This window comes from Streptomyces uncialis, from assembly GCF_001905345.1.
GTDB lineage: Bacteria > Actinomycetota > Actinomycetes > Streptomycetales > Streptomycetaceae > Streptomyces > Streptomyces uncialis.
On sequence record NZ_LFBV01000001.1, the window covers coordinates 715,614 to 737,803 of the forward strand.

Annotated in this window: 27 protein-coding genes; 9 read left to right on the top strand and 18 right to left on the bottom strand. The window is 70.4% G+C overall.

The window, feature by feature from the left end:
* Nucleotides 1-2: 2 nt before the first annotated feature.
* From pstA to pstS, 3 genes are all read right to left on the bottom strand, one after another.
* Entirely contained in the window at nt 3-1,079 is a 1,077-nt protein-coding gene (gene pstA, locus AB852_RS03115; protein WP_073783309.1) for a phosphate ABC transporter permease PstA, read from the bottom strand.
* Complete coding sequence (gene pstC, locus AB852_RS03120) at nt 1,076-2,086, bottom strand: phosphate ABC transporter permease subunit PstC (protein WP_073783312.1); 1,011 nt, start codon at nt 2,084-2,086, stop codon at nt 1,076-1,078. The genes pstA and pstC overlap by 4 nt, the downstream gene beginning before the upstream one ends.
* Nucleotides 2,087-2,220: 134 nt before the next feature.
* Nucleotides 2,221-3,357, bottom strand: a complete 1,137-nt coding sequence (gene pstS, locus AB852_RS03125) for a phosphate ABC transporter substrate-binding protein PstS (RefSeq protein ID WP_073783314.1) — start codon at nt 3,355-3,357, stop codon at nt 2,221-2,223.
* 782 nt (nt 3,358-4,139) lie between these two features.
* Here pstS and AB852_RS03130 point away from each other — a divergent pair.
* From AB852_RS03130 to AB852_RS03150, 5 genes are all read left to right on the top strand, one after another.
* Nucleotides 4,140-4,349, top strand: coding sequence for a hypothetical protein (locus AB852_RS03130; RefSeq protein ID WP_245876591.1), 210 nt, complete (start codon nt 4,140-4,142; stop codon nt 4,347-4,349).
* Nucleotides 4,346-5,095 carry a hypothetical protein gene (locus AB852_RS03135; RefSeq protein ID WP_073783318.1) on the top strand — a complete coding sequence of 250 codons (750 nt, stop codon included), beginning with the start codon at nt 4,346-4,348 and terminating at the stop codon, nt 5,093-5,095. The genes AB852_RS03130 and AB852_RS03135 overlap by 4 nt, the downstream gene beginning before the upstream one ends.
* Nucleotides 5,092-6,033, top strand: coding sequence for a DUF6895 family protein (locus AB852_RS03140; RefSeq protein WP_073783320.1), 942 nt, complete (start codon nt 5,092-5,094; stop codon nt 6,031-6,033). Before AB852_RS03135 ends, AB852_RS03140 begins: the two co-directional genes overlap by 4 nt.
* A gap of 539 nt (nt 6,034-6,572) precedes the next feature.
* Nucleotides 6,573-7,637, top strand: coding sequence for a serine hydrolase domain-containing protein (locus tag AB852_RS03145; RefSeq protein WP_245876592.1), 1,065 nt, complete (start codon nt 6,573-6,575; stop codon nt 7,635-7,637).
* A 73-nt stretch (nt 7,638-7,710) separates the two neighbouring features.
* Nucleotides 7,711-8,157 carry a DUF5959 family protein gene (locus AB852_RS03150; RefSeq protein ID WP_107499166.1) on the top strand — a complete coding sequence of 149 codons (447 nt, stop codon included), beginning with the start codon at nt 7,711-7,713 and terminating at the stop codon, nt 8,155-8,157.
* Between the two features lie 38 nt (nt 8,158-8,195).
* Here AB852_RS03150 and AB852_RS03155 read toward each other — a convergent pair whose 3' ends face one another.
* From AB852_RS03155 to AB852_RS03180, 6 genes are all read right to left on the bottom strand, one after another.
* The gene (locus AB852_RS03155; RefSeq protein WP_073783324.1) at nt 8,196-8,723 is read right to left on the bottom strand and encodes a peptidylprolyl isomerase; all 528 of its coding nucleotides are present in this window, start codon (nt 8,721-8,723) and stop codon (nt 8,196-8,198) included.
* A 774-nt stretch (nt 8,724-9,497) separates the two neighbouring features.
* Complete coding sequence (locus AB852_RS03160) at nt 9,498-9,929, bottom strand: hypothetical protein (RefSeq protein WP_073783326.1); 432 nt, start codon at nt 9,927-9,929, stop codon at nt 9,498-9,500.
* Entirely contained in the window at nt 9,926-10,339 is a 414-nt protein-coding gene (locus AB852_RS03165; RefSeq protein WP_073783328.1) for a hypothetical protein, read from the bottom strand. The genes AB852_RS03160 and AB852_RS03165 overlap by 4 nt, the downstream gene beginning before the upstream one ends.
* Nucleotides 10,336-10,560, bottom strand: a complete 225-nt coding sequence (locus AB852_RS03170) for a hypothetical protein (RefSeq protein WP_245876593.1) — start codon at nt 10,558-10,560, stop codon at nt 10,336-10,338. The genes AB852_RS03165 and AB852_RS03170 overlap by 4 nt, the downstream gene beginning before the upstream one ends.
* Nucleotides 10,561-10,673: 113 nt before the next feature.
* Entirely contained in the window at nt 10,674-11,102 is a 429-nt protein-coding gene (locus tag AB852_RS03175; protein ID WP_073783332.1) for an ATP-binding protein, read from the bottom strand.
* 46 nt (nt 11,103-11,148) lie between these two features.
* Nucleotides 11,149-11,556, bottom strand: coding sequence for an NUDIX hydrolase (locus tag AB852_RS03180; protein WP_073783334.1), 408 nt, complete (start codon nt 11,554-11,556; stop codon nt 11,149-11,151).
* 107 nt (nt 11,557-11,663) lie between these two features.
* Between AB852_RS03180 and AB852_RS03185 the strand changes: the two genes are divergently transcribed.
* Nucleotides 11,664-12,452, top strand: a complete 789-nt coding sequence (locus tag AB852_RS03185) for a GntR family transcriptional regulator (protein WP_073783336.1) — start codon at nt 11,664-11,666, stop codon at nt 12,450-12,452.
* 292 nt (nt 12,453-12,744) lie between these two features.
* On the opposite strand, the gene AB852_RS03190 is transcribed toward AB852_RS03185, so the two are convergent.
* Nucleotides 12,745-13,506 carry a phosphoglyceromutase gene (locus AB852_RS03190; RefSeq protein ID WP_073783338.1) on the bottom strand — a complete coding sequence of 254 codons (762 nt, stop codon included), beginning with the start codon at nt 13,504-13,506 and terminating at the stop codon, nt 12,745-12,747.
* Nucleotides 13,507-13,746: 240 nt separating this feature from the next.
* Between AB852_RS03190 and AB852_RS03195 the strand changes: the two genes are divergently transcribed.
* On the top strand, nt 13,747-15,126 hold the full coding sequence (locus AB852_RS03195) for an MDR family MFS transporter (RefSeq protein WP_079184255.1): 1,380 nt from the start codon (nt 13,747-13,749) through the stop codon (nt 15,124-15,126).
* Nucleotides 15,127-15,625: 499 nt separating this feature from the next.
* Here AB852_RS03195 and AB852_RS03200 read toward each other — a convergent pair whose 3' ends face one another.
* From AB852_RS03200 to AB852_RS03210, 3 genes are read right to left on the bottom strand one after another with little or no spacing between them, the layout of a single operon-like run.
* Nucleotides 15,626-16,240: a DUF4291 domain-containing protein gene (locus tag AB852_RS03200; protein ID WP_073783340.1), complete on the bottom strand. Its 615-nt coding sequence runs from the start codon at nt 16,238-16,240 to the stop codon at nt 15,626-15,628.
* Between the two features lie 5 nt (nt 16,241-16,245).
* The gene (locus tag AB852_RS03205) at nt 16,246-16,509 is read right to left on the bottom strand and encodes a hypothetical protein (protein WP_073783342.1); all 264 of its coding nucleotides are present in this window, start codon (nt 16,507-16,509) and stop codon (nt 16,246-16,248) included.
* Nucleotides 16,506-16,964 (bottom strand): ATP-binding protein, encoded by a 459-nt coding sequence (locus AB852_RS03210; RefSeq protein WP_073783344.1) that lies wholly within the window; start codon nt 16,962-16,964, stop codon nt 16,506-16,508. Before AB852_RS03210 ends, AB852_RS03205 begins: the two co-directional genes overlap by 4 nt.
* A 185-nt stretch (nt 16,965-17,149) precedes the next feature.
* Between AB852_RS03210 and AB852_RS03215 the strand changes: the two genes are divergently transcribed.
* Both AB852_RS03215 and AB852_RS03220 read left to right on the top strand, forming a co-directional pair.
* The gene (locus AB852_RS03215; protein ID WP_073783346.1) at nt 17,150-18,004 is read left to right on the top strand and encodes a helix-turn-helix domain-containing protein; all 855 of its coding nucleotides are present in this window, start codon (nt 17,150-17,152) and stop codon (nt 18,002-18,004) included.
* A gap of 11 nt (nt 18,005-18,015) precedes the next feature.
* Entirely contained in the window at nt 18,016-18,219 is a 204-nt protein-coding gene (locus AB852_RS03220; RefSeq protein ID WP_073783348.1) for a DUF397 domain-containing protein, read from the top strand.
* Between the two features lie 82 nt (nt 18,220-18,301).
* Here AB852_RS03220 and AB852_RS03225 read toward each other — a convergent pair whose 3' ends face one another.
* From AB852_RS03225 to AB852_RS03245, 5 genes are all read right to left on the bottom strand, one after another.
* The gene (locus AB852_RS03225; protein ID WP_073783350.1) at nt 18,302-18,937 is read right to left on the bottom strand and encodes an NADPH-dependent F420 reductase; all 636 of its coding nucleotides are present in this window, start codon (nt 18,935-18,937) and stop codon (nt 18,302-18,304) included.
* Between the two features lie 239 nt (nt 18,938-19,176).
* Nucleotides 19,177-19,506 carry a helix-turn-helix domain-containing protein gene (locus AB852_RS03230; RefSeq protein ID WP_079184256.1) on the bottom strand — a complete coding sequence of 110 codons (330 nt, stop codon included), beginning with the start codon at nt 19,504-19,506 and terminating at the stop codon, nt 19,177-19,179.
* Between the two features lie 29 nt (nt 19,507-19,535).
* Entirely contained in the window at nt 19,536-19,913 is a 378-nt protein-coding gene (locus tag AB852_RS03235) for a type II toxin-antitoxin system RelE/ParE family toxin (protein WP_245876594.1), read from the bottom strand.
* A 32-nt stretch (nt 19,914-19,945) separates the two neighbouring features.
* Complete coding sequence (locus AB852_RS03240; protein ID WP_073783354.1) at nt 19,946-20,146, bottom strand: hypothetical protein; 201 nt, start codon at nt 20,144-20,146, stop codon at nt 19,946-19,948.
* An 86-nt stretch (nt 20,147-20,232) separates the two neighbouring features.
* Entirely contained in the window at nt 20,233-22,047 is a 1,815-nt protein-coding gene (locus AB852_RS03245; protein ID WP_073783356.1) for a trypsin-like serine protease, read from the bottom strand.
* Nucleotides 22,048-22,190 lie beyond the last annotated feature (143 nt).

Below are 22,190 nucleotides of genomic sequence, written 5' to 3' on the forward strand. Positions count from 1 at the left end.
GGTCAGCGACCGGTCTTCGGGGCCTTCCAGCGGGCGATACCGCGTGCCACCAGGTTCAGGATCATGACGAAGGCGATCAGGGTGAGCGCCGCGGCCCAGGCACGGTCGTACGCCGCGCCGGAACCCGCGCTGTTCGCGTACTGCTGGTAGATGTACAGCGGCAGCGACGCCTGGGCGCCGTCGAAGGGGTTGTTGTTGATGAAGTTGGTGCCCCAGACCAGCAGGAGCACGGGTGCCGTCTCACCGGTGATGCGCGCGACCGCGAGCATCACACCCGTGGTGATGCCGCCGATGGAGGTCGGCAGCACCACCTTGAGGATGGTCCGCCACTTGGGGATGCCCAGCGCGAGGGACGCCTCGCGCAGCTCGTTCGGGACGAGCTTGAGCATCTCCTCCGTGGAGCGGACCACGACCGGCATCATCAGGATGGCCAGGGCCAGCGAACCGGCGAAGCCGGACGGCCCGAGGTCCAGGATCAGGATCCAGAAGCTGAGGACGAACAGACCCGCGACGATCGACGGGATGCCCGTCATCACGTCGACGAAGAAGGTGACGGCCGCCGCGAGCTTCCCGCGGCCGTACTCGACGAGGTAGATCGCGGTGAGGACACCGATCGGCACCGACACCAGGGTCGCGATGCCGACCTGCTCCAGTGTGCCGATCAGCGCGTGGTAGATACCGCCGCCGGTCTCGGTGTCCGCGACGACGCCCATCGAGTGGCTGAGGAAGTAGCCGTCGAGGACGGTCACCCCGCGCTTGACGGTCTCCCAGATGAGGGACGCCAGCGGGATGACCGCGAGGACGAAGGCGACCCAGACGACACTCGTGGCGACCCGGTCCTTGGCCTGGCGGCGCCCCTCGACCCGCGCGGCGACGGCGTAGGTGAGCGCGACGAAGAGCAGCGCGGCGATCAGGCCCCACTGCACCCGGCTGTGCAGGTCGAAGAGGAGACCGGCGGTGACGGAGAGGGCGACGGACGCCCCGGCGACCGCCCACGGCGTCCAGCGGGGCAGGCTCGCGCCCCGGATACGGGACTCGGGCTGCTCGGGCCGCTGGGTGGTGGTGGCTGACTGGTTCATCCGTTGGCCCCCGAGTACTCCTTGCGACGGGCGATGATGGCCCGTGCCGCGCCGTTGACCAGCAGGGTGATGACGAACAGGACCAGGCCGGAGGCGATCAGCGCGTCCTGGCCGGTGGTGTTGGCCTCACCGAACTTGCTGGCGATGTTCTGGGCGAAGGTGCCGCCGCCCGGGTCGAGCAGACTGGCGTTGATGTCGAACGTCGGCGACAGGACCGTGGCGACGGCCATCGTCTCGCCGAGCGCGCGGCCGAGCCCGAGCATCGACGCGGAGATCACGCCGGAGCGTCCGAACGGCAGGACCGCCATCCGGATCACCTCCCAGCGGGTGGCGCCGAGCGCGAGCGCGGCCTCCTCGTGCATCTGCGGGACCTGCTTGAACACCTCGCGCGACACATTCGTCACGATCGGCAGGATCATGATCGCGAGCAGGATGCCGACGGTGAGCATCGAGCGCGGGGCGCCGCCCTGCCAGGCGAAGATCCCGGTCCAGCCGAAGTACTCGTCCAGCCAGCTGAACAGCCCGGTCATATGCGGGACGAGCACCAGCGCGCCCCACAGCCCGTACACGATGGACGGCACCGCGGCCAGCAGGTCGATGACGTACGAGATGGGGCCGCTGAGCTTGCGGGGCGCGTAGTGGGTGATGAACAGCGCGATGCCGACGGCGACCGGGACCGCGATGATCATCGCGATCAGCGCGGAGACGATCGTGCCGAAGGCCAGTACGGCGATGCCGAAGACCGGCGGGCTGCCGTTGGCCTCCCACTCGAACGTGGTGAAGAAGTTGCCCTCGTTCTTCGTGAGGACGAGCGCGGCGCGATAGGTCAGGAAGACCGCGATGGCGGCCATGAGGGCCAGCAGGAAGATGCCGGAGCCGCGCGACAGCCCGAGGAAGATCCGGTCGCCGGGGCGGGTGGCGCCGCGCGCCGCCTGCTTCTGCCGGGTCTCGGCGGGCGGCGGTGACAGCGGGGGAGGAGCGGTGTCCTGTGTGGTGGTGATGTCCATGGAGTTCTCCGGTCTGCGGAGCCGTGCGGGGAAGTGCGCGGCTCCAGGCGGCGGTGCACCGGACGGTGCGGGCGGACCGTGGTCCCTCTTCGGCGGGGGCCGGGGAAGGAGCGGGGTCCGCCCGCACGCTCAGGTCAGCTCAGCGAGGCGATCGTCTCGCGGACCTTGGTGGCGATCTCGGCGGGCAGCGGGGCGTAGCCGTTGCTCGACAGCAGGCTCTGGCCGTCCTCGCCCGCGATGTAGGTGAGGAAGGACTTGACGGCCGGCAGGGTCTCCGGGTCGTTGCCCTTCTCGCAGAGGATCTCGTACGTCACCAGGGTGATCGGGTACGCGCCCTCGGTGGTCGGCGTGTAGTCCAGCTCCAGGGCGAGGTCCTTGCCCTTGCCGACGATCTTGGCGGCGGCGATGGCCTTGGACGCGTTGTCCGAGGTGGCCTTGACCGGCTGGGTGGCGTCCGTCTTCACGTCGACGGTCTTGATGCCGTCCTTGGCGTACGACAGCTCGAAGTACGAGATGGCGCCCGGGGTCTCCTTGACCTGCTGGGCCACGCCCGAGGAGCCCTGCGCGGACTGGCCGCCCTTGGCCTGCCACGCCTTGCCGCCCTCGTACTTCCAGTCGCCTGGAGCGGCGTCCTTCAGGTACTTGGTGAAGTTGTCGGTGGTGCCGGACTCGTCGGAGCGGTGGAACGCCTGCACCTTGGTGTCCGGCAGGTCGGCGCCCGGGTTCAGCTTCGCGATGGCCTCGTCGTCCCAGGTCTTGATCTTGTCGTCGAAGATCTTGGCGAGGGTCGGGGCGTCCAGGACGAGGTTCTCCACGCCGGGGACGTTGTAGCCGAGGGCGATGGGGCCGCCGACCATCGGCAGGTCGATGGCCTGGCTGTTCTCGCAGACCTTGGCGGACTCGGTGATCTCCTCCGGCTTGAGCGCCGAGTCGGAGCCCGCGAACGCGGTCTGGCCCTGGAGGAAGTTGGTGATGCCGGCGCCGGACCCCTTGGGGTTGTAGTTGATCCGGACGTCCTCGCAGGCCGCCTGGTAGTTCTTCACCCAGGCGTCGATGGCGTTCTTCTGCGCGGAGGACCCGGCCGCGAGGACCTCGCCCTTGGCGTCGTCGCAGGCGATGGAGCCCGCGGCGGCGGTCTGCGCGCCGCCGCTGGCGTCGGTGGAACCGCCGCCGGTGTCGTCCGAGCCGCACGCCGTGAGGGCCAGGGCGCCGGAGACGGCGACCGCACCGAGGGAGAGGGCGCGCAGCCGGTTCTTGCGCTGAAGCTTCACTTTTCGGGTGTTCCTTCCAGGAGCCGCGCGTTGCGTCGGCGGCGTGCGTGTCGTCGGTCGGACCCCCTCGGCGCGGAAGAGGTGCGCCGCGGAGGTCCGGAGGGTGTCCGGTCGTGCGTTCACCGGTTACGGGGCCCTGGACCACGAAGGCCCCGGTTCGCACCCGGTACGACCGAAATTAGGCAGAACAGGTGACGCGGCCTACGGCCACAGGTGAACGGACGGTGAACCCATGCGGTCGGTGTGGTGAGGTCACGGAATGCTTACGACGCGGACGCGGTGAGGTTTCCCCCGGGTGGGCGGTGTGCGGGGGCCCCACGTCCGTGCTGGGGAGCACTCCCCTTGGCTGATGTTGCGGATAAGGGGTGCCCTCGTCGTCCGCTGTTCGGGTGAACCGGACGGTCGGACGAGGTGCGGGGGTGTGGGGGCTCACTCACGGAGGCGCCCGCGCCCCCTCGGGGTGCCACGGACCGGGGCCACGTACCCGTCCGCCGCCGCCCGCCACCCCTGACCGGCCGGGGGCAACTCCTCCCGGAACCCTATAAGTTCGCCCACCCCTCCAGCCGCCACCTCAAGCCGCCCCCGCGGGCGGCCCCCTCCCCCGTACGGAGTGCGGGTCGCGAAACCGCAGGTCGGAGACGGTGGCGCACTCCGGCGCGCATCCGCGCCGCCGTGACGGCGCCGGAGGCGCGCCCCCGTTCGGCTGAATATCCGGACCTCAAGGCTCCAATTCCCGTACCAGCGGCTAACCTCGGAAGCGGCATCACCATATAAGTGGTGATATGTCGCTCTCGAAGGAGGCACAGATGCTCACCCACAAGGACACCCGCATCGTCGCTACCGAAAGTGAGATGTCGGCCGTAGGAACGCTGATGCTGGAACCGGAGACCACCGTCAGCGGTGCGCCGGTCTACGCACCGGAGGCCGCCGGCCTGCTCCTCGCGCTCCTGCTCCTGTCCCCGAAGGAGCCGAAGGAGCCGACGGGCAAGTGAGTTCCCGCGCGGACTTCGCCTCAGCGGCGGACGAACTCGCGACCCGTGTCCTCAGCGCCCTTCGGGGCGCCGGGGGCACGGCGTTCGTCTCCCGGCACTTCGACACCGCCTCCGACTCGGTGGCCGCCCTCGCCGCGATCAGGGTGATCGGCGCGGACACCTTCACCCCGCACGTCCTGACCGGGGTCCCCTTCCACACCGACGACGCGGCGACCGTGGCCCGCTCCCTCGCCGCGTTCCCCGCCCCGGACCCCACCGCGCAGGCCCCCACCGCCCGTACCGAGCAGCGGACCCTCGCCTGGCGCGACTGGGCGACGGCCGAGTGCCTGGCCCGGTTCAGCGGCGGGAGCGCCCCGGGCACCACCGCACCGCCCCAGGGCGACGACGAGCTCGCCGACACCACCGACTGGCGGCGCTGGTCCGTACGCATGGCGCAGCTGGCCACGCTCGCGATCCCCGGCCTCGACGGCCCGGTGCACGAGGCGGCGCGCGCGGCGGCCCTGCCGCTGGCCCGCGGCGCCACCCGCTCGGTGCTGCGCCGGGACCACCGCACGGCCGTGTGCCTCGTCCGCTGGCTCGCCTGGCTGCACCACGAGGGCGTCGCCCTGCCCGTGGACCCGGCGCCGATGGCGGAGCACGTACGGCTGCTGGGCGGGGTGGGCCCCCGTACCGCGGTCGACCTGGCCATCGCCCGGCATCTGCTCGACGGACGGCTCCCGCAGGAATCAGAGGCGGTACGGACATGACGACAGCGGTTCCCGAGTCCGTGGCGCTGGTGGCCCGGCGCATGACCGACCGGTCCCTGTCCTGGCTGCACGCCAACCGCGCCTACGGGGCCCTTCCGCAGGGCAGCTCGGAGACGCTCGCCGACCCCGACAGCGTCTACAAGCCGCTGGGCGAGACGGCGCTGGCCGCGTCCATCGTGCTGCGGGAGGGCGTCGCGGGCGCCGGGCAGCTGGTCGCCGCGCAGGACCTGCTGGACTTCACCTGGGAGCAGTTCCGGGGCGGCGACATGCTCTACGAGCGCCAGCTCCAGCACATCCTGATGACCGACCCGCTGGAGACGTACGCGACGTTCGCCCGCTGCGGGTACCGCCACCCCGACCTGCACCGGCTGCTCGGCCACCTCGGCGGGCTGCGTTCCGTCCAGGGCGTCGAGCAGATGCCCAACCGCCGGCTGGCCGTCGCCAACGCCGCCCGGGTCGCGGGCCTCGACAGCCAGGAGGACTGGTCGGCGCTCGCCCGCGCCACCTGGCTCGGCGGCAGGCCCGAGCCATGGGCCATCAACTGGATCACCGCCTACGCGATGACCCACACCGTCTTCCACCTCACCGACTGGGGCGGCCGCCCGCAGGACCTCGCGCCCGAGCTGGCGGAGTACCTGCGGACCTGGCTGCCGGTGTGGACCGACATCTGGCTGGAGGTCGCCCAGTGGGACCTCGTGGGCGAACTGCTCATCGTCGGCGCCAGCCTGGACGAGCCGTACTGCGACCCCGCGGCGTGGGACGCGATCGCGTCCCTCCAGCACGAGGACGGTTTCATCCCCCGCGACGGCGACCCCGTGGACGACGACCCGCAGCAGCGCTTCACGGACCACCAGCACACGGTGGTCGTCACCGCCATGGCGGGCTCGATCGCGCTGGCCCGCGCGGCCGGTGCGACGGCCGGAGCGACGGCCGGGTGAGTGGCCCGGCCCGCGGGGGTGAACCAGTCGGCGGGGGCGGTGGTGGAGTGGCTGGTGAGGTGCCTGCGGGCGGGCCGAGCGGCGGTGGGGTGAGTGGTCCTGCTTTCGCGGGTGCCCCGGGCGACGGCGCGGTGCCGGCGGGCGGGCCGAGCGGCGGTGGGACGAGCGGTCCTGCCTCGGCCGGTCCGGTCGGCGGCGGTGCGGTGGGCCACGGTGGGGCGGGCGACGAGGCGCGTGCGAGGGACCTGGACGGCGGTGGGGCGGGCGGTTCTGCTCTCGCGGGTGGGGCGGTAGGCGGCGGTGGGACGAGCGGTCCTGCCTCGGCCGGTCCGGTCGGCGGCGGTGCGGTGGGCCACGGTGGGGCGGGCGACGAGGCGCGTGCGAGGGACCTGGACGGCGGTGGGGCGGGCGGTTCTGCTCTCGCGGGTGAGGCAGTCGGCGGTGGTGGAGCGGGCGCCCCGGTCGGTGGCCGGACGCCGGTGGGTGGTCCGGCCGGCGGCGGTGCGATGGGTCACGGTGGGGCGGGCGGTGAACCGCGCGTGGACGGCCCACCCCGCGACCAGGTGACCGACCCGTCCCCGTCCCCGTCCCTCGAAGCCCGGCTGCGGCCACTGCTGGACACCGCCAAGGGCGGGCCGGCCGTGGCTGTGTCGGCGATCCGGGGCGGCGAACGGACCGCGCTGGCGCGCGGCGGTGACACCGGCACCCGCTTCGAGACCGGTTCGGTCACCAAGACGTTCACCGCGCTGCTGCTCGCGGAGCTGGTCGCCCGGCGCGAGGTCCGGTACGACGACCCCGTCGCCCGCTATCTTCCGCGCGGTGCCGCCGCCCCGCCGATCACCCTGCTGCATCTGGCCACCCACACCTCCGGGCTGCCCCGGCTGCCCCCGGGCCTGCTGACCGGCTCGGCCCGTCGCGCGTGGTTCACCAACCCGTACGCGGGATACTCCTCCGCCGAGCTGCTGGCGGCGTTCTCCCGTGCCGAGCCACGCCACCGCCCCGGCACCCGGGTGCGGTACTCCAACTTCGGGGCCGGACTGCTCGGCCACGCGCTGGCCCGCGCGGCCGGAGGCAGCGACGAGGACCCGGACGCAGGGTACGGCGCCCTCCTCACCGAACGGGTCCTCACCCCCCTGGGCCTGACGGACACCGACTGCGACCCCGATCGCCCCCAGGCCCAGGGCCATTGGCGCGGGCACCCCCGTCCCGTCTGGCTGATCCCCGGCCTGCCCGCCGCAGGGGCCCTGCGCTCCAGCGCCCGGGACCTGCTCACCGTGCTGACGGCCCTGCTCGACCCGCCGTCGAGCCCCGCACCCCCGCCCCTGCGCGCGGCCCTGGCCGACGTCCAGCGCCCACGACTCGCGCTCCCCCGCTCCGCCAACCGCCTCTGCCTCGTCTGGAACCTCCGCCCCCGCGACGGCCGCCCCCTCCTCCACCACTCGGGCGGCACCCGCGGCTTCACCGCCTTCGTGGGCTTCCTCCCCCGCTCCGGCACGGCCCTCGCGGCCCTGACGAACACGGCCCCTACCTTGGGCGCCCCCTTCATCCAGGCGGCTTACGGGACGCTGTGCGAGCTGGACGCGGGGGCGGGCCCGGGGGGCTGAGGGGCCGGGGAGCACCGCGTTGTCGGTGCGGCAGGAGAGGATGCCCGGGTCAGCCGACCCGGGAGGGGAAATCATGGAACCGACGTACGACGGGGCCGACTTGATCCACTTGGCGGACCGGCCGGGGACGAGCGGCCACAGCGTCGTCATACGGATACGGGACTCCCTGTCGGGCGACGGCTATCTCGAATGCGAGATAGCCGTCACGGCGGAGTCCCTCAATGCCACGTTCCGGGCAGTGGTGACGCCGGAGGACCTGGAGGAGTGGGAGACGGTCCTGGAGACCTTGGCGTCCCGGAGGCACGCCGGATGGCTCGGCGGGGGGCGCGTCCCGTCCATGAGGTTCAGGCCCGACGGCCACGACCGGATGGCGGTGACCGTGCACGACGCACCCGCGTCGGGTGTCACGGTCACCGTGCCCCTGTTCGCCCTGCCGTCGGGATGGGTCGACGCGCAGCGGGCCCTGCTTGCCCGGGCCCGGGAGACGAACCCGCGTGGGACGGGCGGAACGGCGCCGTGAACGGAGGGGGGACCGGACCGCAGACGCGGTGAGCGAGGTCAGCGGGTCCCGACGACGACCTTCTCGATGACCACGTCCCGCACCGGGCGGTCGTTGCGGGGGTTGGTCTCCGTCGTGCCGATGGCGTCGACGACCCGCTTGCTCGCGTCGTCGGTGACTTCACCGAAGATGGTGTGCTTGCCGGTGAGCCAGGCGGTCGGCGACAGGGTGATGAAGAACTGGGACCCGTTGGTGCCCGGCCCGCTGTTCGCCATGGCCAGCAGATAGGGCTTGGTGAACGCCAGGTCCGGGTGGAACTCGTCGGCGAACGTGTAGCCGGGTCCGCCCGTCCCGTTGCCGAGGGGATCACCGCCCTGGACCATGAAGCCCTCGATGACCCGGTGGAACACCGTCCCGTCGTAGAGCGGTTCGGTGCTCGGCTGCCCGGTCGTCGGATCGATCCACTGCCGGTCGCCGTTGGCCAGCTCCACGAAGTTCTTGACCGTCTTGGGTGCGTGGTCCGGCAGCAGCCGAACCTCGATGTCACCTTGATTCGTCTTCAACGTCGCGAACAGCTCTTCCGCCATGACGATCGCTCCTCCGGTGCGTGATCCACGGACCCGCCCCAGTCTCCCGGCCGGCCTGGCGGACCTGGGGCGATGCCTCGGCTGTTCACTCGCAGGAGTGAACGACGCCGGCCCCGGGAACGCGGCGGGACCCGTCCGGCACCGGCCCGGACCACGGTCGCCGCCAGCGTCGTCGCGCCTGACGGCCCGGAGGCGGCCCCGGCACAGCGGCGGGCCCCCTGCCTGCGGAAGATCCGCAGGCAGGGGGCCCGTTCAACCAGCCCTGCCTCAAACGGTGTTACTTCTTCTTGCCCTGGGTCTTGCCTGGGATCTTGATGAGCTGGGTTTTCGCAGCTCAGGAGTGGTGGACTCGTGCGCCTGGTGGTCGTTGTTGGCCGACCTTGGCCGCTGTCCGGCAACCTCGGACGGCCCAGAGACGGCCCAGGGACGGCCGACCGGCTCATACCTCGCTCGTGCGGTACGGCTCAGGCAACGGCGACAACGGCACGTCGAGAACGCGCCCCAACAGAGCCTGCAACGACATCGCGCTCGCAATCCGGTTGGCACCTCCCACCCGGTGCCGGCCGATCCCCCGCCGGAGGCATCGTCTTTGACCGTGGGCCGAAGTCGTCGAGTGTTCGACTCATGGCCTCCGGACCTATTCACAGTGGGCGGGCGTCGGCGCAGCGGGGCGGAGCGGGCCGAAGGCAGGAGCGGCAGCCCCAGCGGAGCCGGGAAGCCCGCCCGGCGGAGCGGAGCGCAGCCGGGGCTTGAACCAGTAGAGAAAGTTGTAACTCACTCGGCGCTGTGGGGCTGTTCGGTCTCGGGAGACGCCTTATGTGCTTGTTCGGCTGAAGGTTGGGCGCCATGGTGTGCGGCGCGGAACTCGTCCAGCAGGTCGAAGAACAGCTCCATCGCGGGCACGTTGGCTGCTTCCGCGGCCCTCTCGATTTCGACTGCCCAGCCCAGGGCGCTGGGATACGCCATGCCCAACCGCTTCCACAACCATTCGGCGAAGGGACCGGTGTGCAGGAAGTCGAACTCTTCCTCAACCCCGTGGATCTCCAGGGCTACGCGGTACCCGGTAAGGATGGAGTCCAGATGTTGTAGCGAACTGCGACGGACCCACATGCCGGGGCGCAGCCGCACCTCCTCCAGGAGGTCATACACCTCGGCCAGCTCGCTCAGCGGCCTAGGCGGTCTCCTGGATCTTCCCGTCTCTGTCATGTCGCCACCCTAGTGATGACCCGCCGTAATAGGGGATTGCCGTCGTAACCCTTGAATTCCGCGACGCAGACGGGGAGTTCTTGTCCCTGTCGGTGTGCGAGGGCCAGGAAGAGCGCCGGTCGCGCTGTCCAAGTGATCCGCGTGCCGGCTTGCTCCACCGAGACTGTGCACGGATCCGACCGCAGGAAGGCTCTTCTCGTCTCGACCCGGCCCTCATATAGCCAGTCCCAAGCCTCTTCGAGAGCTCCCGAGGTCAGTGATGAGGTGATGGTGCGGAGTGCGATGGCGATCCAGCGGTCTGCCTCCGCGGCGGAGTGTGCGTCGAAGGAGCCGACCAGCGCTGGCTCCTCTGCCTTGGTCGTGTCCTCGGTCCAGCACTCGCACCAGTAGCCGGGGGTGAGTTCTTTCATGCGGCGGCTCCCGGGGGACAGGCCATGAGGACGTAGCGCGTGCTCTCGTCGTGCAGGGTGAGTTGGTAGGCCATGCCGCCGGTGAGGTAGGCGAGAGCTCGGTCGCGCTCGGTCTCGTCCCGAAGCCAGAAGCGGCCTGGTTGGGCATATGCGTTGTCGAGCTGGTCCGTGACGTTGGTGACGCGTTCGCGGAGCCAGCGCAGTGCGAGGCGGGGGCTCATTGCATCGTGCGACCCGAGGGGGATGGGACTTGCCTCCTGCTGGAAGTAGGCGGCTGCCCGGCAGCGGTACACGCCCCTCTGGCTGTCGGTGGCTAAGTCCGCGGCTGCGCTCGTCAGCACGGGTGGCCTCCCGTTCGAACGTCCGTGAACAGTTCCGCGGTGACTGTGTGGCCGTTCTGACTGTCGTGGACCACGACCCGGTGAGCGATTGCGCTGACCATGCCGAGGCCCCGGCCGTGTTCGGCGTCCGCCTCCAAGCGCTCGACCTTCGGGGCCGAGTGGATGGCGCCGTCGTCTGTCACCGAGAGGGCAACCACCTGGGGTGACACCGCGAGTGCCAGATGGAAGCTGCCTGATTCCTTGCCGCTGGCCGTGTGGAGGATCGCGTTCGCGCTCAGCTCGCTCACGATCAGTTCGGCGTCGTCTGCCAAGGGTGATCCGCGCAGGATGTCACGGGTCCAGCGGCGGGCTCGGCTGACCTCTTCGGGGAATCCGGGGCAGGACATGCCCCAGACCTTCGCCTTACTCATATACTCGTGCATATAAGTTCCTTCATGTTGGTAGGCCGTCATGCACAGCGGGTTCGGACTAGATGAGGTTCACGCCGTCGTGGGCGCGGACGGCCGGCGGGGATGCCGCGTCGAGCGCGTCCAGGACGCGGATCGCGTACGCCTCGTCGGCGAGTTCGGAGACTTCTTCCCGGGTGGCCCAGCGCAGAGCTCGGGTCTCGTCGCCGGTGGTGGGTGTGCCGTCGGCCGCCTCGCAGCGGAAGGTCAGCGAGACGATCAGCCCGGTCATGTTCTTGTAGACCCCGGTGAGGGTGGCGGGGAGTGCGATCTTGATGCCGGTCTCTTCGAGGACCTCGCGCTCGAGGGCTTCGGGGATGGTCTCCTCGCGTTCGAGGACGCCGCCCGGCGGTTCCCAATGACCGTTGTCGCGACGCTGGATCAGGAGGGCCCGTCCCCGGTCGTCGACGACGACCCCGGCCACGCTCACGGAGTGCGGGCGTTCTGTGCTCACGTTCCTCGGCCCTCTCGGATGACTAGGCTCTCCACCGTAGCAACCACACTCACCCACTCGTCTAGATACCTAAAGGAGTACATGTGAGCCCCCTGTCCTCGGGCCTGCTCGGTGACCTCGACCCCACGAGCGACCGTGCGGTCTTCCGGCAGATCGCCGACCAACTGCGCGAGGCCATCGACCGCGGGCGGTTCCGGGAGGGCGAGAAGCTGCCCTCGGAAGCCGAGTTGGTGGATCACTACGGGGTTTCCCGGATGACTGTCCGGAACTCCTTCTCCGTCCTCCAGGGCGAGGGTCTGGTGCATGCCGAGCACGGAAGGGGCGTCTTCGTGCGGCCGCGCCCGCCCGTACGGCGCCTTGCCTCCGACCGGTTCGCCCGGCGCCACCGTGAACAGGGGAAGTCCGCGTTCATCGTGGAGGCGGACGCGGCAGGCAGCCACCCCCAGGTCGACAGCCTGGAGGTGAAGGAGGAAAAGGCAGGCCAGGACATCTCCACCCGGCTGGGCTCCGTACGGCGGGTCCTCGCCCGGCGGCGCCGGTACCTCCTCGACGGACGGCCGGTGGAGTTCGCCACCTCGTACCTGCCGCTCGACATCGCGCGCGGTACGCCGATCGCGGAGCCGAACCCCGGTCCCGGCGGGATCTACGCCCGCCTCGAAGAGCTGGGCCACCGCCTAGAACACTTCGAGGAGGAGATCCGCGCCCGGATGCCCACGCCCGCCGAGGTCAAGACGCTTCACCTGGCGGCCGGCGTGCCTGTGATCCATCTGATCCGGACCGCCTTCGACACCGAGGGGCGGCCCGTGGAGGTCTGCGACACGATCATGGCGGCGGACGCCTACGTCCTGTCGTACCAGCTCCCGGCCACGTGAACGGGGGGTCGGCCGGGGTGCGCGGGGGAGATGGCATTCCGAACTCGTATACCCTGACACGCTTACTCGTATAGACGAGCGGCTGAGTTGTATGGCAGGGTGGTCCTCATGGCTCAGTGGGCTCGGGGATCGCGTATCTCTCCTTGTGTAGACGAGTAGATAGGAAAGCGTTCCGCCGCCCGAGTCGTCGCGCCTGACGGCCCGGAGGCGGCCCCGGCACAGCGGCGGGCCCCCTGCCTGCGGAAGATCCGCAGGCAGGGGGCCCGTTCAACCAGCTCTGCCTCAAACGGCGTTACTTCTTCTTGCCCTGGTTCTTGACCGCCTCGATGGCCGCCGCCGCGGCGGCCGGGTCGAGGTATGTGCCGCCCGGCTTCAGGGGGCGGAACTCCGCGTCGAGCTCGTAGGCGAGGGGGATGCCCGTGGGGATGTTGAGGCCCGCGATGTCCTCGTCCGAGACGCCGTCCAGGTGCTTGACCAGCGCGCGCAGGCTGTTGCCGTGGGCGGCGACGAGGACCGTGCGGCCCGCGAGCAGGTCCGGGACGATGCCGTCGTACCAGTACGGGAGCATCCGGACGACGACGTCCTTCAGGCACTCCGTACGGGGGCGCAGCTCCGGCGGGATCGTCGCGTAGCGCGCGTCCCCGCTCTGCGAGAACTCCGTGCCGTCCTCCAGCGCGGGCGGCGGCGTGTCGTACGAACGGCGCCAGAGCATGAACTGCTCCTCGCCGAACTCGGCGAGGGTCTGGGCCTTGTCCTTGCCCTGGAGGGCGCCGTAGTGGCGCTCGTTCAGGCGCCAGCTGCGGTGCACCGGCAGCCAGAGGCGGTCGGCCGACTCCAGCGCGAGCTGGGCGGTCCGGATCGCGCGCTTCTGGAGCGAGGTGTGCACGACGTCGGGCAGCAGGCCGGCGTCCTTCAGCAGCTCACCGCCGCGGATCGCCTCCTTCTCGCCCTTCTCGGTCAGGTTGACGTCCACCCAGCCGGTGAACAGGTTCTTCGCGTTCCACTCGCTCTCGCCGTGGCGGAGGAGGATCAGCTTGTACGGTGCGTCGGCCATGCCCCCGAGCGTAATCGAACCCCTGCGCCGCCCGCGCGCCCGGTCCGGCTTCTGGACGGGTGTCGCGGATGTCCGGCCCGGGGCTCCCCGTACCCCCTGTGACCTAGTCGTTTGACGTTCCTGGTCAATTGACTGGTGCCATCACGACAGGCCCTCGTAATGTGTGGTTACGCGTTTCAGCACTTACATCTCTGCATTGTGTGTACCGGGCACCCGTGTGTGCCGAGGGGGGAGTCCTGTATGAGCGTCAGAGGTCCCGGCGGCGCCGTCGGGCGCGCGCTGCGCGAAACCGTGTCCGGGCTGCCCCGGGAGTTCTGGTGGCTGTGGACCAGCACCCTGGTCAACCGGCTCGGCGGCTTCGTCGCGACCTTCATGGCGCTCTACCTGACCCTGGAGCGCGGCTACTCCGCCTCCTTCGCGGGACTCGTCGCCGCCCTCTACGGCCTCGGCGGTGTGATCTCGTCCCTCGGCGGCGGGGTCATGGCCGACCGGCTGGGCCGCCGCCCCACCCTGCTCGTCGCGCAGACCTCCACGGCCGTGTCCGTCGCGCTGCTGGGCTTCGTCCAGCACCCCGCCGCGATCGCGGCCGTCGCCTTCCTCGTCGGCGCGGCCAGCAACGCGTCCCGGCCGGCCGTCCAGGCGATGATGGCCGACATCGTCCGCCCCGAGGACCGGGTCCGCGCGTTCTCCCTCAACTACTGGGCGATCAACCTCGGCTTCGCGATCTCCTCCATCGCCGCCGGGTTCATCGCCGAGTACAGCTATCTCGCCGGGTTCCTCGGCGAGGCCGTGATGACCCTCGCCTGCGCGATCGTCGTCTTCGTGAAGCTGCCCGAGTCCCGTCCGGTGCGCACCGAGCAGGAGAAGGCCGCCGAGCCGGAGGTGGGCCTCGGGACCGTGCTGCGCGACGGCCGGTTCATGGGTGTGGTCGGGCTGTCGTTCCTGATCTCGCTGATCTTCATGCAGAGCTCGGTGGGACTGCCGATCGCGATGGGCGAGGCGGGATTCACTCCCGCCGACTTCGGGCTCGCCATGGCCGTGAACGGCGTCCTGATCGTCGCCCTCCAGATCCCCGTCACCCGCTTCATCCAGCACCGCGACCCGCGCATGCTGCTGATCGCGTCGTCGGTCGTGGTGGGCCTCGGCTTCGGCCTGACCGCGTTCGCGGACTCGGTCGCCGTGTTCAGCCTGACGGTCTGCGTCTGGACCCTGGCCGAGATCGTGAACGCCCCCACCCAGACGGGCCTGGTCGTCCGGCTCTCCCCGACCCACGGCCGGGGCCGCTACCAGGGCATGTACACCTTGTCCTGGGCCGTCGCGAGCCTGATCGCCCCGCTGATGTCCGGCCAGATGATCGACCGCTACGGCGCGGACTGGCTCTGGGCGAGCTGCGCGCTCCTCGGCATGATCGCGGCGCTCGGCTACTGGGCGCTGATGCGGGGGCTGCCGCCGCTGGAACGCTCCGAGTCGCCGGTGCAGATCCCCGTGCCGGCGGACGACGAGGCCAGGACCGAAGCGGTCCCCACGACCGCCCCCGCCCCCGCCGTGACGTTGACCGACGTTTCCGTGCCCCCGGCCGCCCCCAACGACCCGCTCACGAAGCGGGAACCGGTGGCCTGACGGGTACGGAGGCAGCCGCTTCCTTCTTCCCGAGGAATTCGTCCATCAACTCGAAGAACCGCTGGATGACGTGCCGTTCGGTTCGCCTTGTCAAGGAACGCGAGATGGCGGATCTGAACGTTCCCTCTGTGGCTGCACTCATGGTCCCTCCGGGCCGCCAGCCACCCGTGCCAGCCGTCGAGAGTTGTGTCACCGTGACGGTTCACGTGTGCGAGATTCCCCTCCAGACGCGGCTCCAGCGCGCCGAGCGCGACCCGGCCGAAGCTCATCCTGGCCGCTCCACTACGGCGGCTCAGTACTGGCGGTCCCTCATGCTCTTGACGTCCATCGACTCCCTTTCGCAAACGGGAGACGGCTGTGGCGCGGCTTGGGCGGCCGGACTGTTCGGCGCTCCCGGTCCAGGAGTCAGAGGCATACCAGTGACCTACTAGTGAGCTACTAATCTCTACTAATCTAGTAGATGTACCCTTCCTGAGCTGCGGGTTTCTCCGCATCGCCGCTACGCCTCCCGAATCCGTGCCGTCACCCCGGGGGTGCTCGGCTCGTACGGGGTCTCGTCGGGGAGCAGTCGTCGCGCTTCGTCGGGGCGGCCCGCCCGCACGTGTGCGTGGACCTCGTGGGCGAGGGCGGTCACGTCCGTGATCGAGACGATCCACTCGTCCGCGTACCGGTGGGCCGCCTCGCCCGTGAGGCCCAGCTGGAGGGCGCGGTGGGGGAGGGGCCGCAGATGGATGTCGCGCTCCGGGTCCCACTGCACCCGGGCCGGGGCCCGGCGCAGTTCCTCGCGCCAGGCGGCCTGGTCGGCGTGGAGCCCGGGCACGTAGTGCGACACGCACGCGTTGCCCAGTGCCCACTCGAAACCCTCGCGGGTGATCTCCACGGCCAGTACGGTCCGCTGGCCCTCGGCGGTGCCCCAGTCGGAGCGGTACATCATCCACAGGAACGACGGCTTGATCCACGTCATCCGGTCCCGCTTCCAGGCGGCGGGGAAGCGGCCGTCCCGCGCGGCCGGGACACCGATCTCCGGTGCGTACGCCTGGTGGACGACGAGGGTGTCCCCGGTCTGCGCGGCGCGGATCTCATGACGGGGACGTTCGTCCTGCGTTCGTTCCATAGGCCCTAGCGTGCGCGGCGGTGCCGGGCGCGGGCCACCGGTTTTCGCGGTGGACGGCCGTCCGGCTCCAGGATCTCCACGCGTAAAGGCCGCTCGTAACAGTGGCAGTGGTACGTGTGACCGGGGCGGTCGAGCGGCGGCGGTGTCATCGCGCGGCGCGGGTCCGGCATCGACGCGTGGATGGCGACGAGGGCGAGCAGCCCCAGGCCCACGGACAGCGCGCCGACGACGCAGAACAGCCAGTCGACGGCGTCGAACGCGCCGATCACCGGGCCGCTGCCCCACGCTCGGCCAGCGCGAACCAGACGGACTTGACGCCGACGCCCGTTCCTCCGCGTTCGCCGCACTCGCCGTATCTGGTCGCACCCCAGTCGTCCGCGTACGCCGCGACCAGCGCGAGGCCCCGCCCGCTCTCCGCCTGGTCGGCGCGGGGGAGTTCCGGTACGGGGAGGCTGCGGGGCTGGTCGTCGTGCACATGGACCAGCACCTGATCCGGCCCGACGGTCACCTCGATATGGATCAGCCGGGTACGGGTGTGCCGGTGGGCGTTGGTCACCACCTCCGACATGCACAGCCGCGCCGCGTCGACCAACGCGGGGTGATCGGTCGTCCGGAGCAGCGACCCGACCCAGTCCCGCGCGATTCTCGGGGCGCGGGGGGTGTTGGGGGCGATGAAGCGGTAGCTCTCCGAGGCGGGGAGCGTTAAAGGGTGAGGGTGCGGCACGTCGTTCTCCCAAGTGGTCCATGGGCGCGTGGAATCGAGGCGTTCGCGAACCGGGTTCGCGGCACTGGCAGGACCCTAGGGGTTCTATTTAATCCGGAGCAAGATTTGGCCAACGCTTCCGCAATCCAGGAGACTCGTGGCACGGTTACGCCGCATACTCAGACGCACACGAGGAGTGGGGGCCAATGCCGCCGAGGGAGCAACCGACCGCCCGGCAGGTCCGGTTGGGGATCGAACTGCGCAAGCTGCGCGAGGCATCGGGGAGGACCGCCCGTGAGGCTTCGGCGCTGCTGTCGGTCGCGCAGCCCAAGATGAGCCAGATCGAGTCGGGCCGTACCGGCGTGAGCGAGGAGAGAGTGCGGCGATTGGCCTCGTTCTACCAGTGCGACGACGGGCAACTGGTCGATGCCCTCTGCGGCATGACCCGCGAACACCGTGGGCAGTTCTGGTTCGACGAATACCGGGGCATCCTGCACCCGAGCTTCCTGGACGTCGCCGAGCTGGAGTGGCATGCCCGGGCCTTGCAGTCGTTGCACAGCCTGACGCTGCCGGGCCTGCTTCAGACGGGTCAGTACGCCCGCACCCTGTTCGAGAGCGTGTGGCCCAGACTCCTCAGCGACGAACTGGAGGCGCGCGTCGAACATCGCTTGCGCCGGGCGCTCATCCTCGACCGCGAGGACCCTCCCCCGTTCCTCGCGATCATTCACGAGGCGGCGCTGCGCATGAGGTTCGGGGGCCGCTTCGTCGTCCGAGATCAGCTCCTGCACCTTCTGAAGATGTCCGAGCACCCGGCTGTCAGCGTTCGCGTGGTTCCCTACTCCTGCGAGGACTTCATCGAAGTGACGCAGCCGGTGCTCTACGCGAGTGGCCCGGTGTCGCAGCTGGACACCGTCCAGGCTGACAGCCCGATCGGCACGCACCTTCTCGACGCCGAGTTCGAGCTGAAGAAGTGCCGAGCACTGATGCGCATCGCTGAACACGCGTCACTGGATGCCGATCAGTCCCGGCAACTCATCCGTGACATCGCACGAGAGCTGTAAGGAGATCAGGCGTGACGGATACCCCCCTCATATGGCGGAAGTCGTCCTTCTCGGGCGGCAACGGACCGAACTGCGTCGAGGTCGCCCCGCAAGGTGACCGCGTCCACATACGAGAGAGCGACGCCCCCGCCGTCATCGTCACGACGGACCGGGCCAAGCTCGCCGCGTTCGTCGCGGGCGTCAAGGCGGGGGAGTTCGACCACCTTCTCGGCTGAACGTCCCGGAAGGGCGCGGTGTGGTCACCGTGCGTGCCCCGGACGCCGGTCATCGTCGTGAGGGGGCCTACGGGGCGCGGGTTCACACCAGCTCGCGTCCCTCCTCCACCGACGGCACCCGCCCCAGCGTCGCCTCATGCAGATCGCCGAAGACCTCGATCCGGAGCGACTGGTTGATGCCGCCTACCGGCACCGGGTCGAAGCCCGCCGCGCGGATCAGCCGGGCCACCTCGTCGCCCGCCCCCAGGTCGTCCGTCGCGAAGAACCCGGCGCCCCGGTCCGGCTCACGGCGTGCCTCGGACTCCAGCGAGGGGGCGAGCAGCGTGCCGAACGCCTTCACCAGCCGGGCGCCCGGCGGCAGCAGCGCGGCGACGACGCTGCCCGACGACTGCTCCTCGGGCAGCGTCTTCGTGAAGCCGCCCTTCCCGTCCGGGACGATGGGGTTCGACGGATCCACCACGATCGTGCCGTTCAGCCGCTCGCCCCACTCGTCGACGAGTTCCTTGATGGTGTCGAACGGGACGGCGAGGACCAGCACATCGGCCATGTCGACGGCCTGGTCCACGGTCGTCGCCGTGGCCCGTTCCCCGAGGTGGTCGGCGAGTTCCCGGGTCTTCGCGAGATCGCGGCCCGCGACCAGCACGGACTCGCCGCCCTGGGTGAGGGAAGCGGCCAGCCGCGCCCCGATCGCCCCGGTACCGATGATCGCTGTCGTCACGCGCCCACTCCTTCACCACGAACCCGAACCCGAACCTGCACCCCGTACCCGGGCGCTGCCGCCCTCGGTCAGTAGACCAGCGCGGTCCGGGCCGGGCACCGCAGCAGCGCCGCGCGGGTGACCCGTCCGGATCAGGAACACGGAGGGTGGGCGTCCCGGCGGAGCGGCACCGACGGCCAGGCCCGTGTGCGGGTTCGCGGCGTACGGCCCGCGACGCGGCCGGGCGCTGACTCGGCGGGTCAGCTCACCCTGAGCTGACGGTCCCCGAAGTCGGCGACCAGATGCAGGGTGCCACCGAGGGCCTCGACGTAGGCGCTGATTGTCGCGAGCTCGGAACGCCCGAGTTCGCCGCGCTCGAAGCGGGAGACGTTGGACTGTGTCGTCCCCATGGCTTTGGCGACATCCGTCTGCGTCAGTGCCTGTGCCTCGCGGATCTCGGCGAGACGATAGGCCCTCACACGGGCTTCCATCCCCTCACGGATGCCGGCCTTCCGGTCCTCGCTGATCTGCGTGCCGTTCTCCTTGTGGATGGCTGCGGCTTCGGCCTTGACGTCCTTCCAGTTGTGCATGATCAGCCCTCTCCCAACTGTGCATACGTTCACGCTTCGTCGATCGCGGCACCCAGGCTATCCAGGTGCTTGTCGAACCGTTTGTCGGCGATCGGGATATTGGTGTCGTACCAGGCGTTCCAGCTGCCGTTCTTGTCCCCGGCGACGCGAAGCAGAGCCTGTCGTAAGGGGTCGAACGCGAAGAGAATCCGCACCTCGGACGTACCGGCCGATCCTGGTCTCAGCTCCTTCATGTTGTGGTGGCGCGAGCGGCTCACCCGGTCCGCCAGGGGCCGTCCGAGGGTTGGTCCTTGAGCGGCGAGGACATCGATCGCCTGTTCGACCAGATGAGCCGACGCCGGGTCTGTCCGGACCAGATCGACAAACCATTCGCTGACTTCTTCGCACAGGAGGATTTCCCAGCTCACCTCACCATTATGCACTGGAAGAGCTATATCCCTCATGTGCTATCGGTCTCGCCCGTGAACCTCGTACCCGTGACCCTCGTGCCCGGATGGGCCAGAGCGCAGAGGAAGGCCAGGGCCAGGGCCGCGGCCATGCCGTAGAACACCCACTGGTTCGCCTCGGCGAAGTCCGTGCGGATCGCCGGACGCGCGTCCCGCTTGTCGAGGACACGGCCGCCGAGCTGGGACGCCACCACGAAGCCGACGAAGAAGTGGTCCCGGCCCGGGCGGTACGCACGCGCAGCGCGTCCACCCGGGCCGGGGGTTCAGTGCCCGGACGGGCTCAGAACAGCAGGTTGTACTGGTTGAAGCCGGAACCCAGCGACACCCGGGTACCGAACAGCGACGACGACGCCTTGCCCGTACCGGGGTACAGCCACAGCTTGCCGTTCGACTCACGGGCCAGGACATCCGCGATGCCGTCGCCCGTCATGTCGCCGTTGCCGACCAGCGCGGTGAACTTCCAGTTCGACCGGGCCTTGATCCGTCCCGCGAACGGCGCCGACGCCTTGCCGGTCCCCCGGTACAGCCAGACGGTGCCGGCCTTGTCCCGCACCAGCAGGTCCGCCTTGCCGTCGTTCGTCAGATCGCCCCGCCCGAACAGCTTCGCGCCCTTCCAGGCAGCGGAGACGACCTTCTTCTTGGCGTGGAAGTGCCCGTTCCCCTTGCCCGGGTACAGATACGCGTTGCCCGACGCGTCGAGCGCCACCAGATCGGGCCATCCGTCACCGGAGAGGTCCCCCGGCACGGCGTACGACTTCCAGCCGCCCCCCACCGACGACACCTGCATGGTCGTGTACCGGCCCGCCCTGTCGCGGTAGTTGCGGTACAGCTTGCCGTCCCGCGAGTTGCGGTACAGCAGGTCCTGCTCGCCGTCCCGGTCCAGGTCCACCTGGAGGCCCCAGCTCACCGACTGCCAGCCGGCCGCCCCGGTGGAGCGGCCCGCCAGCGAACGGCCCCGGCTGTTCATCTGGTACAGCTTGTTCGCCGACGTCCGCCCCAGCAGATCCGCGCGCCCGTCGTACGACAGATCCGTGTCGTCGATCCGCGCCTGCGCCGCCGCCACGTACGAGCTGACCTTCGCGAACACCGGGTACGCGCCCTTGGCCGTGCAGCCCTCGACGCCCCACGAGACCACGCCCGCGATCTTCCCGCCGACCACCAGCGGTCCGCCGGAGTCACCGTTGCACGTACTGGTCGTCCCCCGGTCCGCGCCGGACGCGGGCTTGCCCGCGCACACCATCTGGCCCGCGACGAAGTAGTCCCGGCCCAGCACATTGCGCATCGCGCGGTCACAGGTGCCGTCCGCGACCATCGGCAGACTCACCTTGCGCAGCTTCGCCGCCATCTGACCGTCCGCACGGCCCGAGGTCAGACCCCAGCCGTACGCCGTCGCGGAGGTGCCGGGCTTGTACAGCGCGCTGTCCCCGGTGGCCGCGAGCCGCAGCCACTTCTGCTTCACCGGGCGGTCCAGGGTCACCACGGCGATGTCGTTCTGGGCGGTGGCCGCCCGGTACTTCGGGTGCTTCCACACCCGGTGCACGCCCGCGAGGGTGCCCGCGGCGGAGTCGTACAGACCGGTGGCGCCGGTGAGCGCGACACCGTGGACCCGCCAGTCGAGTCCGTCGACGCAGTGCGCCGCCGTCAGCACCTTGTCCGCGGCGACGAGGGAACCTCCGCAGAAGTACCCTTCGCCGGTCCCCTGGTTGAAGTAGGCCAGCTGGACCATCCAGGGCGCCGCGCCTACGGTCGTCTGCGAACCGCCGATGATGAACGGCCGCATACGGGCGTCCTCCCCGGCCGCCCGCGCACCACCGTCCCCGGTCGCCGTCCGCGCCTTCGCCTGCGCCTCGGCCTTGCGCGCGGCCTCGGCGCCCACGGCGTCGGTCGCCCCGGCCAGCCGGGTACGCAGCTCGGCCTGCGGGACCTTGGCCTGCGCGACGGGGCGGGTGGCGGCGGACGGGCGGTCCGCGCCGTCCGCCGGGGCCGCGTGCGCGGGCAGGGTGCCGCCGCCCGCGAGCAGGGCCGTCGAGAGCGCCGCCACGGCCGCGGTGCGCAGGACGCGCGGTCTGAGGCGGTCGAATCGGGCATGAGTCATACGTGGAACCCCCCACATGTCGCTCGGAACTGAGCAGGGAGGGGGCCGGGCACGCCGTATGTCCACGAGTGGTCGTCGCCACCCGCGGAGCCCCCCTCCGGCCCCCGGAGTCTAGAACGGGTCGCCTTCGCTTGCGCTTCCGA

Bases quoted from the DNA above. Each gene is read 5' to 3' on its own strand.
- AB852_RS03190 (WP_073783338.1), bottom strand. From the start codon at position 13,506: ATGGCCGACGCACCGTACAAGCTGATCCTCCTCCGCCACGGCGAGAGC.
- AB852_RS03140 (WP_073783320.1), top strand. From the start codon at position 5,092: ATGACGACAGCGGTTCCCGAGTCCGTGGCGCTGGTGGCCCGGCGCATG.
- AB852_RS03195 (WP_079184255.1), top strand. From the start codon at position 13,747: ATGAGCGTCAGAGGTCCCGGCGGCGCCGTCGGGCGCGCGCTGCGCGAA.
- AB852_RS03215 (WP_073783346.1), top strand. From the start codon at position 17,150: ATGCCGCCGAGGGAGCAACCGACCGCCCGGCAGGTCCGGTTGGGGATC.
- AB852_RS03160 (WP_073783326.1), bottom strand. From the start codon at position 9,929: ATGACAGAGACGGGAAGATCCAGGAGACCGCCTAGGCCGCTGAGCGAG.
- AB852_RS03165 (WP_073783328.1), bottom strand. From the start codon at position 10,339: ATGAAAGAACTCACCCCCGGCTACTGGTGCGAGTGCTGGACCGAGGAC.
- AB852_RS03150 (WP_107499166.1), top strand. From the start codon at position 7,711: ATGGAACCGACGTACGACGGGGCCGACTTGATCCACTTGGCGGACCGG.
- AB852_RS03175 (WP_073783332.1), bottom strand. From the start codon at position 11,102: ATGCACGAGTATATGAGTAAGGCGAAGGTCTGGGGCATGTCCTGCCCC.
- AB852_RS03230 (WP_079184256.1), bottom strand. From the start codon at position 19,506: ATGCACAACTGGAAGGACGTCAAGGCCGAAGCCGCAGCCATCCACAAG.
- pstA (WP_073783309.1), bottom strand. From the start codon at position 1,079: ATGAACCAGTCAGCCACCACCACCCAGCGGCCCGAGCAGCCCGAGTCC.
- AB852_RS03130 (WP_245876591.1), top strand. From the start codon at position 4,140: ATGTCGCTCTCGAAGGAGGCACAGATGCTCACCCACAAGGACACCCGC.
- pstC (WP_073783312.1), bottom strand. From the start codon at position 2,086: ATGGACATCACCACCACACAGGACACCGCTCCTCCCCCGCTGTCACCG.
- AB852_RS03155 (WP_073783324.1), bottom strand. From the start codon at position 8,723: ATGGCGGAAGAGCTGTTCGCGACGTTGAAGACGAATCAAGGTGACATC.
- AB852_RS03200 (WP_073783340.1), bottom strand. From the start codon at position 16,240: ATGGAACGAACGCAGGACGAACGTCCCCGTCATGAGATCCGCGCCGCG.
- AB852_RS03245 (WP_073783356.1), bottom strand. From the start codon at position 22,047: ATGACTCATGCCCGATTCGACCGCCTCAGACCGCGCGTCCTGCGCACC.
- AB852_RS03170 (WP_245876593.1), bottom strand. From the start codon at position 10,560: ATGAGCCCCCGCCTCGCACTGCGCTGGCTCCGCGAACGCGTCACCAAC.